Below are 15962 nucleotides of genomic sequence, written 5' to 3' on the forward strand. Positions count from 1 at the left end.
GCTCTTGCGTGCACAGGCGTCCCTCACCCCTGAGGACCTGACGAAGCCCCAGGTTCGCACAAAATCATGAGGAAAGCCTCACGTTTCCCTGGCCCCCACACTCCTACCGTCGAGTATTTCGGTACGTGCGTACAAGAACACCTGCAAACATGACCCTCCCTCATGTTTGAACCCCCAGGTGGCAGGGTTACTTGGAAGTCAGAAAGTTGAGGGTTCCTCATATTGAGAGTTGCCAAATCGTTATAATCCCAGTTCGTGTTACCCGTGGGTACACGACACCCCGCACGGCTTCGTGATCCGCCTCCGGGCCGGTAGAGTTTGGACGGTCGTACCATCACGCGCGAGTGGCGGAATTGGCAGACGCGCTGGATTTAGGTTCCAGTGTCCTCGGACGTGGGGGTTCAAGTCCCCCCTCGCGCACGATTTCGTGTCACTGGTGACACATTCGGCGTCCGCGTGTCTGAGCGCACTCAACCACGAAGGACGACCAGTGACAACAGTCTGTGACTCGACCACTTTGGTAGCACGAATGCGATATTTACGTGCGTTCGTTGGACCTCCTTGCCCCGCGGCGTGCGGGGGTGGCGCGCGTGATCGCACCGGTGATCCCACCGCAGACCCCGCTGCAGCAACTGATCCACGGCCCGCATTCGCTTGCCCCGCTGCCTGTTCCCGCACCGGACGCCGACCTCGTCGGGATGTCCACGGTCGGGCGAGGCGGGCGGGTCGTGGATCGCAAGGTCTTCGCCGCGCTGGGCTGGGACACCGGCGACCGGCTGGCTCTGCGCTGCGCCGAGCACGGAATCCTCGTCGCCTCCCCCGACCCCGAGGGCCCGATCCTGATGCGCGACGGGACCATTCATATCCCGCTACGGCAACGGCGCCGCGTGCAGCTGGTCATCGGCGACCGCGCCCTCCTTCTCGGCAGACGCACCCGCGGGCGCTTGGCGATCGTCGCGCCGGCCGCGATGGAGACGGTGTTCGCTCCCGGCCTGGCACTGCTGGAGCGATGACACCGATGACCACCAACACAACACCCGCGGCGTCGGCCGAGGCGGTCGCGGCCGCGCGGATCCTGCTGGCGCAGATGGGGATCAGCCCCGCCGATCTCGTCGGCACCACCGCGCTCGTCCCGACCTTCGCCGAGGTGGTCCCGCAGGTGCGGGCCACGCTGCGTCCCGGCACGATGCGCACCTACGACGCGCATCTGCGGCGGCTGGAAACACAGTGGGCGACACGGCGCCTCGACGAGCCGACCCAAGCCGACCTCGAGACCATGGCCCGCGCCGTCCAACAGCGCGCCCGCGCCAACCGGGCCTCACGCGGCGGAGGCAGCGCGGTCGAGCATTTCGTCAGCGCGGTGCGCTGCGTGTACCGCTACGCCGAGAGCACAGGCTGGATCCGCCCCAGCGACAACCCCGCCCGCAAGGTCGCCAAGCCCACACGAAAACCCTCACACCGCTACGCGATTCCGTCCGGGCAACTGGCCGAGATCTGCGCGGTGGCCGCCGAGACCGGCAACGACGCAGAGCTGGACTCGCTGATCCTGCGCCTGCACATCGAGACCGCGTGCCGGCGCAGCGGCGCGCTGGCTCTGCGACCGCACGACCTCGACGCCGACCAATGCCTGGTGTGGCTGCGGGAGAAAGACGGCACCGACCGCTGGCAGCCGGTCTCCCCCACACTCATGCGCCATCTGCGCGCGCACGCCGCCGCTCGCAACGCGCCAGTGTCGGGGCAGCTGCTGCGCTACCGCAACGGCACACCCATTACCTCGCGGCGCTACGACCACATCTGGGCACGCATCGGCGAAGAGCTGCCGTGGGTGGCCGTGCAAGGCGTGACCATGCACTGGCTTCGCCATACCACCCTGACGTGGGTGGAGCGCACCTTCGGCTACGCCGTGGCCCGCGCCTACGCCGGCCACCACGGCAAGACCGCGGGCACCACGGCCACCTACGTCAAAGCCAACCTCCTCGAAGTCGCCGCCGCCCTCGCCGTACTCACCGGCGAGCCGCATCCGTTGGCCACAGCCGGAGGAGCCACGGCCACATGAACACTGTCGCCTGCACACCGGATCCCCGCTCGCCCGAAGGACCACACCACATGTCCGCACCCGACACCGTCGTGCGCACGCACGCGTCCTTGAGCGGTCGGGACCGTGCGCACGGTCCCGACCGTGCGCACGCCTTCTTCTGGTGCGTGCTCGTCGCCTCAGCGACGGTGAGCGTGACCGGCAACGCTGTGCACGCCGTGCTCCACGCACCGGCTCCGCCGATCGCCGGTGCGGTCGCGGTAGTGCCACCGATCGCGTTGCTGACCGCTGTGCACGGTGTCACCGTGCTGCAGCGAAAGCAGGTGCGCAGCACCGCCGCTCACCGGCTCGCGGTCGTGCTGACCGTCCTCATCGCGGCGGGCGCGTTCTGGCTGTCGTTCACCGCGTTGCGGTCCCTCGCCGAACTGGCCGGCATCCCACACAATCAGGCATGGCTGTGGCCGCTGATCATCGAAGGCTCGATGACCCAAGCCACCGTCGCCCTCATCTCGATCACACAACCACCCCATGACACCAGCGCCACAACAGAAGCCACAGCGTCCGCCGGACCGACGACAGTTCTTGACGCATTGCCGGAATCGTCGGGCACCCCGGTCGACGATGTCGCCGTGCGCACGACGGAAGGGACCGTTGCGGGCACAACTTCATGGAGCGAAATCGCGGCGATCATCTGCGCACGTGATCCCGCCCGCCGTCGAGACCCTGACGAGGTCGCACACATCCTGGCGTTGCATTACGCCGAAGGACTAAAAGCCAGCGAGATCGCCGAGCGAACGCATCGCAGCCGATCGACCATCAGCAGAATTCTCACCCGAGCCCAGGCGCTCGACCCACCCACGACATGATCTTCGATCGGCCACAAGCCCGCCCGCCGACGAGAAGGTCACGGGCTCGATTCCCTTAGCTCCACCGGTAGTGCGTCCACATGCGCTGCTCGGCAATCGGCCGGGTGAGACCCGGTCGGGACAGATGAGAGACGCATGATCGGTTCGATCGCAGTTTTGGTCTCGTCCGTCTCGTAGGCAGTCTCGGTGTTGCCGTCGTCTCGTTGTTGTTTCTGTAAGCGCAGCGCGCCGGTGGCTTTGGTCTTCAGGCCGGGTGCTGGTGGCGCCGATCTTGCCGATGCGATCGACCTTGACACTCTTCCGCACACATTCTTCGGTCACTCGGGCGCCGGACATGGTCAGGATTTTTGACGATCGGTTGGTAGGGGATTCCGATCCGCGGCGTCTTCTCGGACGTAGTTCGGTGAGGTGCTCGAGGACCGCGCGAGCGTCGCGCCTCCGGCGCCAATCCGGGTGGGACAGGGCTACCGCTACTGCCAGGCCCGCGTAGACCGCAATGAGAATCGATACCACGGGCACACTTACCGCCACGCCTTCCGCCGCGTGCGTGACCACCGAAGACCATGTGCCCATTAGGAACTCCCCTCAGAGCGACGGTTCCCGACCTCACGCCGATCCCCCGCTGACCGCGGTCGGCGGATCTTCAAGTTTCCTTGGAACATCGCCGTCTATCTGCCCGCTGCCTTCCACCGTCGTAGGGCTCTGCGGCCGTGGTTGTTTGTGCCCGCGCTCCGGTCCAGCTCCGCTCCGGTCGGTGTGGGTCCGTTCGATCGCGCGGTCACGTAGTGCGCCCACATGCGCTGCTCGGCAGTCGGCCCGAGATCGCCGACTCGAAACCCAACGGCGCCCAGACATCACTGCCTCGGCAACGACCCCGTGATGATCGTGGTTACCACACCTGATCGCCGAAAGCTGTTGCCGTGCTCGCGTTGTCATCATCGCCTGCTGTTGCCGCTCGTGTCGAACCGGGCACCGATCCGGTCGGGATGCCGACGGACGACGGCGCAGCCGCGGTGATTCCGCATAGTTTGCTTGCAGGTGCTGGCGCGGGTGCCCGATCCCCGGAAACGTCGGGACCGGAGGTTCCCCTGGCGGTTGGCGGTGATCCTGTTGCTCGCGCTTGCGGCCACCGCGGCCGGATCACGGTGATTCACAGCGACCGGTGAGTCGGCCGCCGACCGTGCTGGGCCGCCTCGGAGTCACCGCGTCGGCACCGAGCGAGAAAACGATCCGCCGCGTGCTGCAACGCGTGGACGCCGACGACCTCGACGCGACCCAGGGGCATGGATGTGGCTGCCCGCCAAGGTTATCGGTAGCCTGACGGTGATCTCATTCGACGGCAAGACACTTGAGGGCACCCGCGACACTGCAGGTCACCTGACACATCTGCTGTCGGGGATCTGCCAGGCTACCGGCGTGATCATGAACTAGATCGGTGTCGCCGGCAAGTCCAGCGAGGTGCCGGTGTTGCGGAAACTTGCTCGATACATTCGTCGAACAACAGCTGGTCCCGGCCTTCACCTGGAAGATGGCAGGACGGGCCAGCATCCATTGACCGACGCGGGCCACAAACCGACCATTTGCCTCGTAACACACGAAATCGACAGTGCTCGTTTCGATTTGCTAAATTCCTGGCATGGGATGGCAACTGGTGTACGCCTAGGTCGACGAGACGGGAGACCGGGAGCGTCACCGAAATCGTCGAGGGGGACACGGCTCAGGAGCCACAGCAGGCCGCGCTCTGGCGCTGTCGATGAGTCAGGCGCTGATCCGCATCGGTCAGCAACGCTTACCCAAAGGCGCCGTTCGGCCCAGCGACAGTGCGGTCACATAGTTCTACCTGCAGTTACCCTCAGACTTCTTTAGACTCGCAACACCGGAGAGTCTCACTGCGACATGATAGAGATAGGCCATCGGAAGCACGTCGTCCGGCTGGACCGAGCCAGCACGACACGCGCTCGAGGGCAGGGGTTGTGGGTCATTTTGCGAACGAGGGGGCGTCTTGAGCCAGTACACCGAATCCCATACCGACCAGCATCATTCCACCGATCGCACAAGGCTTACTGCGGGCGAGTGCCAGATTCTACGACGAGCAAGGATCGCGAAATCGGCAGCCGGCGCCCTCGGACGAGCCGACCTCATTGCAGAATTCCCGAAGCTTGATCATCCCTACACCGGCTTCCTGCATAGGACTCTTAAGCTTCGCACCGGCGCGCCGCCGGCCGCAATGGCCGTGGCCGTACAGACCAGACTTGCCCGTGCTGACGAAGAGCGGGCGGCACATATCCTGCACGACTGCCTCCACGGATCGGTCAAGGCGACCGCCACGATCAGCGCACTGACCGAACATCAGCTCGCCACCATTCTCAGGGCCGACCCCGACGAGCTGACAGAGGCGTTCGGCTCGCTGAACCAGAGTTGGCACAACGCCGACATGTTCGATATCGAGGATTTCGGATCCACACCGGCGGTGCGGGCGGCGGCCTGGTCGTCGATGGTGGTGAGCGGGCACGTCGGCGATACAGCCGCCCTCGCCTGGTTGCTCGCGGACCCGCCTCCGTTCTGGGGCTCTGTGCAAACCGATGCGGTCCAGCAGGTATGGCAAATGGTTCGGAAGCGGTGTCCAATATTGCCGGAAGTGCCTACCCCCTTGGAGACGCTTGCCGAGATCCTCTCTGAGATCGGCGATTTCGACGATACGGATGATCCGAAGGCTCTCGACATCAACGACGAGGAAACGGGTGTACCGGAGACAAACGGGATATTCAGTGGAGCTACGGCAGGTACCTACAAGTCCACGGTGGCCGAGCTGACCGAACATCTGTCGGCCGAAACGGCCCGAGAACTTCGTACCGGGAAGAACCCGACACTGCTGGCAGAGTGCATTGCTGCAGGTGACCGACTGGAGCATGAGCGGCAGGCGATCGCCTCTGTGGTCCTCCCCGCCCTGGCTGATGCGATCGCGGCCGGAGTCCCGGCCGACACGAAGGACATAGCAAGAATCGCAGAGTTTTCCGGGAATCTGCGCATGGTGCTGTCCGCCGCCTCAGCTGTCGCCGACGAACCGGTCGCAGACCTGGGCACGGCGCAGGCGGCCCTACAGCAAGCGCAGCACGCGGTAGCCGACGCGGACGCTGCCGCTGAGCGGGTCGAACAAGTTCGGCGTCTTATGGCATTGGCCGGGCAAGAGTTTCTTGCCGATGACATCGCACAGATTCGGGCTCTGGCCGGTGAAGTGACCATCGACAGCGATGCGGAGACTATCCGCGCTCTCCTGGCGTTGCTGGAGCTCATCGAACTAGCCGGCCGGGACCTTGAGCGTGCTCACGAACTCGCCCCTGTGGTCCGAGCCGCACTACCTGCCGCGATTCCATTGCTTTCGTTCGTGAATGTCCCCGACGCATTCGTCCTGGGTGATACGACTGCGCCCAGGGCTTCCGCCGAGTCGCCCGACGCGTACACGCCACCACCCCACACCAATGCGGCCCCGCACGACGACAGTGCCGCGGGTAACGACACCGCTGCGGCCCACGACGAGCCTGCCAGCGACAGCACCGCAGCAGCCGACACGGCTGGGGCCGACTATGGACAGCAGGCCGAGTCAGCGCTCGAGGATATTCTCGCTGAGCTGGACCTCGTTGTCCCGGTATCGAGTTCGCCCCAGCGCGCGCCGCGGGCTCGAGCGGTCCCGCCCCCGGAGCCTGCCACGGTCGGCCCGGAGACCCCGAACTCAATCTCGCTGTACTGCGCGCTGCTCCGTTCAGGTGAACTGGCCCTGGCGTATTGGCTCACGGTCGCGGAAAATGCCGATACCTCGATCCGAGCCGCCCACCGGCTCGCCGCGCTCGCCGCCGCAATGAGTACTTCCGCCGGATCCAATGCTGCCGAATTCGCCTCGACAATCGCGGACCTCCAACCAAGCGACCTCAGGGACAATCCCGGTTTGCAGATGCTCGTGTATGGGGCGTCGGTACGCGCGGGCTTGCTCTCCCCTATCGCGGGTGCGTCAGATCCGCTGCGCGAGTCCGCCACAAGCGTCGTGCGTTCCGGCGACGCCGTCGGCAAGCTGACAGAACTGCTACAAGCCGCCATCTACGCCGGGGTGTACCTGACTCCTCGTAACGCCAACGCGGTGATCGAAGCATCCGAAGCCGAGTCGGAGTATCACGCCTTCGCCCGGGAGGCAGCCGACAAGCTCAGGAATGCGCCGAATCGCACTATCAAGTACGGCCCGGCAACAGAACTGTGGCAATCCTGGATGGCACCCGAAGACGGTTACCTCGGCGCACCTCTCAATATTGTTGCCTCCCAAGCACCGTCGCCGGAGGACCTGCAATTCGTCCGAACCCGGGTTGCCGAGCTACGCACGCCTCGCAATCTCGAGCAAGCTCTGGACTGGGCGGCCGCGCATACTCGAGGCCGCAAGCGGAACGCGAAAAGGATCGAAGCCCACGCACGGGCCAAGCTGCTCGACTGGGCGAGTGACGTGACTGAACTACTGGCCCGATGGGTTACCGCAACAGAGAGAATGTTGTCATCCGGCAGTGGGGCGTGGATGACCGATCCGATAGCGGAATTGAAGGCCAAGGTGGACGCGGTCCGGGAATCAGCGCTGTCCGAACTAGCAGAGCTGCGCGACAGTGGGGACGTGGCCCGTGATGCTGCGACCGACGCGGGGCTGAAACTGCTGAACAATGCCCTGGATCTGCTCATGGGCACCGAGGTGGTCCACGGTCCCGAGACCCCATCCGCTCGGACCCTCGGCGGCCTGCTGACTCTGGCCCCGGCTGTCGAACTCCTCCCATCGATCGCGCCGCGCCGTCCGCCCGAAGTGACAGACATACAGACCGCGTTCGACGCTCTGCAGGCCGGAGACAACGGCTGGATCGCGGCATTCAACGCGCGCGCCGAACGACACGACCAACTGGGTACCCAGCTGCTCATCGAAACGCTGCGGCCGCACAATCCGCGGCTTGCGCAGAAGTTGTCGACGGCGCGCGAGGAGGCAATCGACGCCTCCATCGCCGAGGTCGACCAGAACGCCGCCGCGCTCGCGGCTCGTATCGACTCCGACCGGTTGTTCGGGCGGTTGAGCGCGGACACATGGACCGACCTAACAACTCGCGCACGCGCCTATCAGGCGCCGCACCGCGGCACCCGCAGCGACTTCAATGTCGTGCTCGACGGCCTCGGCAAAATAGAGATCGATCGAGCCGAGGCAGTGAAGTCCGCGATCGCAGCGGCCCGCACCGCGCTGGATACCGCCGGGATGCCCACGGACACGGCCGACAGGATCCAGCAATGCATCGACAAAGGTGACTTGACCACTGCGGCAGAGTATGAGGTCACGATCCGCTCGGGCGGTCAGCTGCCCACCCAGCACGACGCCACGGACCACCTGTCCCTTTTCCTCGGGGCGTTCCCAGATAGATTCGCTGCCACCCGCCCCGGGATCGAGACTGGCGGCCACCCAATACTCACACAACTGAGCAGTGCACTAAACGCGGGCATATCGACCGGCGACCTGCCTGCCGGTGAGCTCGCCGACATACTGACCTGCGCGGAGGTCGAGCTGGGTCAGGTCGGTCGCGGAACGACCGCCGCGGTCCGGATCGACCAGTGGTTACAACTCGCGCAGGCCCGGTCGTTCGAGGCGCGGATCGGTAACGTGAAGTCGATTCTCGGGCAGGTCGGGTTCGAATTCGACAAGGCGACCACCCCGCCTACGCGGCGTGGGCATTCCGGCCGCCGTGGTCGGTGGCTGGATTTGCACAGTGTGCGACCCACGTCCGGCAAAGCCCTGCTGCCAGCATTCGGGTCTGCGATGAGTCCGTCAGGCGACTCGTTGCGTCTGCTCGGGATCTGGCGCGGTCCGACACCCGGTGAACTCGTGGAGATGCTGCGCGACGAACCGAATGATCAATCCGTCGTGGTGTTCTACTTCGGCACGCTCGATTCCGGCGCACGTCGCGAGCTGGCTCGCCTGTTCCGTAGCGACCGGCGGCTGCCAACGACGATCGTGGTCGATGACCCCGCGTTCGCGTACCTCTCGTGCCAGCCGGAACCGAGTCGTGAGATCACTATGTCGGTCCTCTTGCCATTCACCGTATCCTCGCCGTTCGCCCCCGACATCCCCGGTGCGAGTATCCGACAGGAGATGTTCTACGGCCGAAATGAGGAGCGCGCCAAGATCATAGACATGATGGGCCCCTGCATCGTGTACGGCGGTCGGCAGCTCGGTAAGTCGGCGTTGCTGTTGCAGGCAGCTCGCCAGTTCGATGACGAGTACGACCGGATCGCGATCTACGAATCGATCTTCAAGATCGGCCGAGCGGTGTCGGTCGAGGCGGTGTGGACAACGTTGTGGCCGCTGCTGGCCAGGCGGGATATCGTGCCACCGGATATCCCAGCGGGTGATGTTGCCAGTGCACTCACCAAGCACATTACGGAGTGGATCTCGGCTCGTCCGGGACGGCAGCTACTCCTGCTACTGGACGAGTCCGACAAATTCCTGGACGGCGATGCGGAAGCGGTGAACGGACGGTTCACGCATGTGACCCACTTCAAGGAATTGATGGAGCGGACCGGGCGCGCAGTGAAGGTGGTATTCGCCGGTCTGCACCAAACCGCCCGATTCGATCGCCTCGCGAATCATCCGCTGGCGCACTTCGGGGAACCCGTCTGCGTCGGCCCCCTCGCCCCGCAAGCGGCCTACGACCTGCTCACCACTCCTTTGCGTGCGCTGGGCTATCACTTCGATGACACCGACCATGCCGCGCGGGTTCTCGCGCTCGCGAATAACCAGCCCGCCCTTATCCAGCTATTCGCCGCACACTTGCTGCGTAGTCTGCAGGCTGCGGTGATGCCCGACGACGCGCCCCCGCAAACCGTGTACACCGACGATATCGAACAGGTGTGGGCCGACGCGGGTCTGCGTAGATCGTTCCGCAAGAGGTTCGATTGGACGCTCGACCTCGATCCGCGTTACAAAATTATCGCCTACAGCGTTGCACTCCACGCTCACGCCAGCGGCATCGACGCGACAATGACACCGAGCGAGCTGCGCAATGAATGCGAGACCTGGTGGCCGACCGGGTTTTCCGCCGAAGACGTTCGCGCCGGCGAGTTTCGGGCGCTGCTGGATGAATGTGTCGATCTCGGTGTGCTGTCCTACGCGACCAATGGATACCGGCTCCGGACCCCGAACGTGCTTGATCTGCTGGGTGCCAGGGAGGAGGTCGAAGCGGTCCTCGATCAGGCCGAGTCGATCGAACTGCCCGAAAGCTTCGACGGCAGCATGATGCGGCCGGAGTTCAGCGGCGGCCCGACCCGAGGGCCGTTGACCTCACAACAGATCGCTGATCTGCTCGCGACCCGAAACCAGGTCCGTTGCATCATCGGCTCGTCGGCTCTGACCATCGAACGCTGTCTGAGGACGCTACAGGACGAGAACAATCGCGCGGTTTCAGGCCATCGCGAGAGCCACATGCGGGAAGCGAGCCCGGCGACCCTCGCCAAGACATGTCAGCAGGGAACATACAGGGCCGCCGGGCGACATGTGATTGTGCTCGTAAACTTGAGGACCGCTTCTCTGGATGTCGCATCGTCGACGTGGAAGCAGGCACGAGAGCTGATCGCTACCCACTCCGGTGGAACGATCGGGATCGTACTGGTATCCGGACCGGCGCAGGCACCGATGTGGCCGGTCGCAGCTCGGGAGGCTGATATCTCCTCAGGATTGACCGAGTTGCGCCGGTACGACCGCGTAGACCTGCGGCTGTGGCTGACCGAAACGCCCTTGCCATTCCAGGACAATGCGGCACGCGACGAATTGCTGGCGGTGACGGGCGGCTGGCCTATCCTGTTGAACAAGATCGCAGAGGATCTGACCAAGCATGGCGCAGGACTGCGTTCGGACCCACTGCGCGAGACCCGAACTCACTTACGGGACTCCGTGCGTTGCCGGGAGCTGGTCGAGGCATCCGGAGTACGCAGCGACACCACGCTGAGCCAGGCATGGGATTTCCTCGTGCAGAATTGCGCGGACGACCCGACCGATCTCGATACGCTCGCGGAATACCTCGCGCTGCGCGGCGAGGACGACGACGAATCCAATGCGCTCACCCCGGCCGCGATAGCCGCTGCCGGATACAGAAGCACAGCCGACGTCATCGAGGTGCTACGTGCGCTGGGTGTCCTCACCGGCCTAGGCGAAGATAGACGGTTCAGGCTCGAACCCGTCATGGTCGCCGCGACCAAGCGTGCACACGAATGAGCCTGACCGCACCGCAGCTGCTCGAAGCGATTGTTCTCGACGCGGCCCATGCCGCCCTGAAGTCGCCAGTCTATGCCGAGCAGCAGATCGAGCCTCGGGCATTTGCCCAGGTCAATCGGGCCAGCCTGCTAGAGCTCGTGGCGAGGGTGCCTACGTTGCGAGCCGAGCTTGCGCAGACCTATCGCGACGAGTTGAGTGAAACGCACCCGCATCTAGTGGCGCTGCTGAGCGACAGTGCCACGGATAGTGCAGCCGCAGCGGCAGTGCTACGTGATCCGCGGGCGATCCGGGCACGTCGTGGTCGGTCCCGGCTCTCCGCGAAGGCCGGGAGCAACGGCGAGCAGTCGTCTGTTGCAGACGAGCGCAGTCCGGCGACGGCGCGTCGGCTGGAACGTTACGAACAACGCCTGACCGAGATCCGTACGGCCCGCGACCGAGCGAGAGTACAGCGCGACTACGCCCGTGCCGAGGCGGACCAATTGCGCCGGGAGCTCGAAACCGCCAAAGAGGATCGAGACGAGTCGCTGGCAGTCATCGAGGGACTGCGAGCCAAACTGGCCGCCGAACATGCCCACGTGGCGGAACTGGCAACGGATGTGCTGGCGGCGGCGGCAGTACTGAAGGCTGCGATGCTCCCGCCCCCGACCGAGATTCCGGTGGAAGACATCGACGTCGATCCGCGGGAGCGTGAAGCCGCCGTCGATACTCGGACATCGGAGGCAGCGCCCCTGGCTGACCCGATAGTTGCCGCAGCACTGACGCGGGCCGATGTATCGCCGGACGTGCTGTTGTCAGTGCTGAACGCCTTGCTTGAACCGCCCGCCCCGGAGGAATCGGTGTGGGTCGGTGAGCCGCGCGAGATAGCGTTGACGCCGCTCGGCGGGGGGACCGATATCGGTGGCTCCTGCATGCTGGTGACCGTCGGCGACGTCCGGATTCTCATAGACGCCGGGATGCATGCCAACAAGCGCATCGATCAAGCCGGACCCGAACACATCGACGTGGCCCTTGCCGGGCCAATCGCCGCGATCGTCATCACGCACGCACATAACGACCACGCCGGGTACGTACCGGCACTGATAGCGAATTACCCGACTGTGCCGGTGATCTGCACCCCAGAGACCGCGGCGATCCTTCCGACGATGTGGAGCGATTCGGTGCGGGTGTTCGACCGCGCGCGTGGCAGTCATGTGGGGAGTGACGAACCGCTGGCCGAGCCGCCGTACGGGGATGTGCAGGTCTATGCTGCGCAGCGCCGCATCCGGGAGGTGCAGTGCGGCCGGGTTGTCGAGATCGCTGCCGGAGTCACGATCACGCTATTCCCGGCCGGTCATATTCTTGGCGCTGCCGGTGTGGTGGTGTCTGCCGGCCCGAACCGGGTCACGGTCACCGGGGACGTGTCCGACCTGGCGCAGATCAGTGTTCCTGGCCTGGTCGTACCGGATATGGCACATGGGTCGGATCTCCTGGTCATCGAGTCGACGTATTGCGGGCCGCAGAGCTCCAACCGCGAGGCCGAAGTAGAAAAGTTCGTCCGGATTGTGTCCGAGACCGTCGGTGACCCCGCAAACGGTGGGCGGGTGCTCGTGCCGGCCTTCGCGCTCGGGAGGGCACAGGAGGTCGCGTTGACGCTGCGTCACCGACTGCCAGATGTGCCGGTTCTCATCGATGGGATGGCCAAGGACATAGCGAAGATCTACGAGGAGCAGACCGCCAAAACCGCACGACCGCTGAAGATATACGGCGAACAGGTGTCCGCGGTGCAGCCGGGCGAGCGTGATCAGCTTTTGCGCACATTCCGGCGTGGGGTCGTTGTAACCACATCGGGGATGTTGACGGCAGGTCCCGCCGTCACCTGGGCACGCTCGATCCTCCCAGATCCGGACGCGGCACTTCTGCTCGCGGGCTACCAGGATGAGGAATCTCCTGGGTTCGAGCTGCTCGAACTGGCGAAGACCAACAGCCGGGCCATGTTCGTACTTGACCGGGAGGAACTCGCGGTGAACGCGCGAGTCGCGAAGTTCGGGCTGTCGGCCCACGCCGACCGGCGTGGTCTGTCCTCCATCATCACCGAAGTCGGTGCGCGAGAGGTGATGTTGGTGCATGGGATTGCGTCCAAACAACGAGACTTCGCAGACAACCTCACCCGCCGTGGATTCCATGTTGCCCCCACCCGGCACTGGCAGTTCGCCGGTTGAGGAGTTCCCACCACCGATGCCTACCGCATTGGAGGATAGATAAGGGAATCAACACCGATGTGCCGCCAGTCACGCTATCGAGATCTCGGTCGACGAAGGTCAGGCACACTGATTTTCTCTCGGCATGAAAGGCTCCCGGATGACCGAAGATGCATCCCTGATCAGCGTATTGCTGCCCGGGACAACGGATCCCGGATTGGATGGCCTTGCATTCAGCACCTTTGTCGACAGCGGGATCGCTGTACCTGTATCCCCGGTCGACCAGTTGCTGGTTGCGTTCAGTCGTCATCTGATCGACCGGATGCCCCGCAGCGTGGCGGTCGTGCAACTACCGCGTGCCCACCACAGGATCGCGCTGACGCTCGCAGTCTGTATGCACTTGCTGCGGTTGCAGCAACCATTGGTTGCCGGGCCGGTTGTGCTTGCCGCACTCGATGTCGACTTGACCGCGCAGCTGCAGCAACTCAGGATACGCAATTACCGAAATATGGCGCTGGACCGAGACAATCCGCTATCGGCTCAGCGGCTTACCGGTCTTGGAAAACTCGCTCCAGTGGTCGGCAATACGCTCCGCCCGGCAGACAGCTCCCTCGTTTATTTCAATACTCGGGTCGGCAATCCTGTACTGCCGCAATGTAACCCACCGCTCGTCATTCTCGATGCAGCTTCGATCACCAACGCGGACAGCCGAGCGCGGTTGCTCACGTGGGCATCGAACCACTCAGCTGTTTTGACAGTTGTTGTCGGCGATATCGGCGACGAGTCCCTCGTGAAAGCCGTGACCGCGACCGGGTCCGCACCGCTAGTTCTCCCGGTTACCGATGCGGAGGTAAATACGCTGGTCTATGAACTCAATAGGCAGAAGCCCGAACCCAGTCCGCTGTCGAGTATGTGGATGTTGTGGCACGAGAAGCAGCCACCACTCAGCATCTACCGTGCCGGCGACACCGAGATTAACGCTGCGATCGCCCGTGCTTTCGCCTGTTTGGCGACTCGGCCCAACGGGCCCATGCCGCCAGCGCTCAATTACCCGACCGAGCTGCTCCATTCGGGTACCCGCCTGGCAGCCGCGGTGCACGACTACCGCAGCGCCTGTGCCCTGGCGGTCCGCCCCGGCGAGGGCCCCAGCACCCTGCTAGGCGTGCTCAACGGACTGACATTCACGGGCCCCGGGCCATGGCACGCGTGGGGGGTCGCACGGTGGGGCGAACTCAAGGTCGCTGTGGAAACGTTGTGGCGGCATCTCGAAGAGACAAATCCGAAGCTCGGCCCCCTCTGGGAGCTACTCGCTCGCGCCGAGCGGGTCGGCTGTGACCGGATCCTGATCCGATGTCACAGTAAGGCAGCGGCCGTGGCCACGACCCAATCGCTCAGCAGCAAGAATCGGACCAACGCGCAGGTCGCACTGTGGGCGCGTGTCGGCGCGAAGGTCGAGGTCGACACGTTCGCCAAGCGCTATCCGCCCGGGCACGCCGATATCCAGATTCTTACCGGAAAGCCTCCACCGTGGCATTTCTCACTGCTCTTCAGTGGTGAAGCCCACGAAACATGGCTTCTTGCATACGCTGTCGAAGACGCTGCCCTGCGTCACCAGTTGGGTCGTTGGAACGACATCACCAATGCATGGCGACTTAACACATTCCGGGCGCTCGGTGTACCCGAGCCACCCCCTGTCGTCGGCCCACAATCGGCCACTGGAATCGACAGCACGCCGCCCGACCCCCCACCCGAACTGCATCTACCTCAACTATCGATCCTCGATGTGCTCGACAGCGCCAGTAGTGCAATCGACTCTCCATCGCTCGTCGGCGCGGCACCTGGCGACGGGCGCAGTCCCGCTACCACCACCAACTGTGTACCAATATTGCTGGACAACGGACGAACCTGGTGGGTGCGTAACGAGACGGACCAGTTCGGCGACTTGGCCACGCCCGTGCTAGTGGTTACCGACGACCAGCGCTACCTGCCTGTGCGTGACGTCCGACCGGGCGATGCGATTATCGTTCCAGCCGGTGACGGCACGGATTCGCTTCACGCTCGTCTGGTAGCACTCAGCCACACCAACGACGATGTCGCTTCGTTCGACGCAATACTCGGGCAATTCCGCCGGGCCGCCCGCACAGTATTGGAAATGCATTCCACACAGCAGGCGGCAATAGCGGCGGTTCGCGATGCGGGCGCGCAAGCACCAGGCGAGCTGGCTATGTGGGCTAGCGGCCGCACCATCGCACCTCGGGTACCCGCGGATATCGTTGCTGTGTTTCGAGCCGCACAGCAAACCGCTCCTGACCAGTGGCTGCTACACCTCGTTGCCGGACGGCTCCGCACCCTGCACCGCTCGCTTGGCTATTTCGTAAAAGCACTGGCCTCGGGCCGCGCCGATGATGCCGTGAGAAAGCTCCGCCGCCTCATTGGTGACGGGGCCGATGAGCTCTTGGACGAGTTCCTCGTCGTCACGGTCATCCGTGTGGGCAGGCCCACGGACGTACCCGGCGGCCTATCAGGGCGGATCCAGTGAACCGCCGCTGGCCAGCGGCGCAAAAGCGTAAACTCTCTGTGCCGAACCCCTTGGCGCACAACCGAAGACA

Annotated in this window: 7 protein-coding genes and 1 tRNA gene; all 8 read left to right on the top strand. The window is 64.4% G+C overall.

Annotated features, from left to right (window positions below; translation table 11 throughout):
- The first annotated feature begins 338 nt into the window (after window positions 1–338).
- The 8 genes from NMI01S_RS06970 (at window position 339) to NMI01S_RS07000 (ending at window position 15892) form a co-directional block, all read left to right on the top strand.
- Window positions 339–420: transfer RNA gene (locus NMI01S_RS06970), tRNA-Leu, on the top strand.
- Window positions 421–542: 122 nt separating this feature from the next.
- The gene (locus NMI01S_RS06975) at window positions 543–1013 is read left to right on the top strand and encodes a hypothetical protein (protein ID WP_157126063.1); all 471 of its coding nucleotides are present in this window, start codon (window positions 543–545) and stop codon (window positions 1011–1013) included.
- A gap of 5 nt (window positions 1014–1018) precedes the next feature.
- Window positions 1019–2056: a tyrosine-type recombinase/integrase gene (locus NMI01S_RS06980; RefSeq protein ID WP_062995543.1), complete on the top strand. Its 1038-nt coding sequence runs from the start codon at window positions 1019–1021 to the stop codon at window positions 2054–2056.
- Window positions 2057–2106: 50 nt separating this feature from the next.
- Window positions 2107–2901 carry a DUF2637 domain-containing protein gene (locus NMI01S_RS06985; protein WP_062995179.1) on the top strand — a complete coding sequence of 265 codons (795 nt, stop codon included), beginning with the start codon at window positions 2107–2109 and terminating at the stop codon, window positions 2899–2901.
- 1287 nt (window positions 2902–4188) lie between these two features.
- Window positions 4189–4332 (top strand): hypothetical protein, encoded by a 144-nt coding sequence (locus tag NMI01S_RS34700; RefSeq protein WP_157126064.1) that lies wholly within the window; start codon window positions 4189–4191, stop codon window positions 4330–4332.
- A gap of 571 nt (window positions 4333–4903) precedes the next feature.
- On the top strand, window positions 4904–11176 hold the full coding sequence (locus NMI01S_RS06990) for a hypothetical protein (RefSeq protein WP_157126065.1): 6273 nt from the start codon (window positions 4904–4906) through the stop codon (window positions 11174–11176).
- A complete protein-coding gene (locus NMI01S_RS06995) occupies window positions 11173–13374 on the top strand; it encodes an MBL fold metallo-hydrolase (protein ID WP_062995181.1) in 2202 nt (733 codons plus the stop codon). The genes NMI01S_RS06990 and NMI01S_RS06995 overlap by 4 nt, the downstream gene beginning before the upstream one ends.
- Window positions 13375–13513: 139 nt before the next feature.
- Entirely contained in the window at window positions 13514–15892 is a 2379-nt protein-coding gene (locus tag NMI01S_RS07000; RefSeq protein WP_157126066.1) for a DISARM anti-phage system protein DrmE domain-containing protein, read from the top strand.
- Window positions 15893–15962 lie beyond the last annotated feature (70 nt).

The sequence above is a fragment of the Nocardia mikamii NBRC 108933 genome, assembly GCF_001613505.1.
Lineage (GTDB): Bacteria > Actinomycetota > Actinomycetes > Mycobacteriales > Mycobacteriaceae > Nocardia > Nocardia mikamii.

What these genes read in the sequence shown, in the direction of transcription:
- NMI01S_RS34700 (WP_157126064.1), top strand. Translation starts at nt 4,189, where the DNA reads ATGTGGCTGCCCGCCAAGGTTATCGGTAGCCTGACGGTGATCTCATTC.
- NMI01S_RS06985 (WP_062995179.1), top strand. Translation starts at nt 2,107, where the DNA reads ATGTCCGCACCCGACACCGTCGTGCGCACGCACGCGTCCTTGAGCGGT.
- NMI01S_RS06995 (WP_062995181.1), top strand. Translation starts at nt 11,173, where the DNA reads ATGAGCCTGACCGCACCGCAGCTGCTCGAAGCGATTGTTCTCGACGCG.
- NMI01S_RS06980 (WP_062995543.1), top strand. Translation starts at nt 1,019, where the DNA reads ATGACCACCAACACAACACCCGCGGCGTCGGCCGAGGCGGTCGCGGCC.
- NMI01S_RS07000 (WP_157126066.1), top strand. Translation starts at nt 13,514, where the DNA reads ATGACCGAAGATGCATCCCTGATCAGCGTATTGCTGCCCGGGACAACG.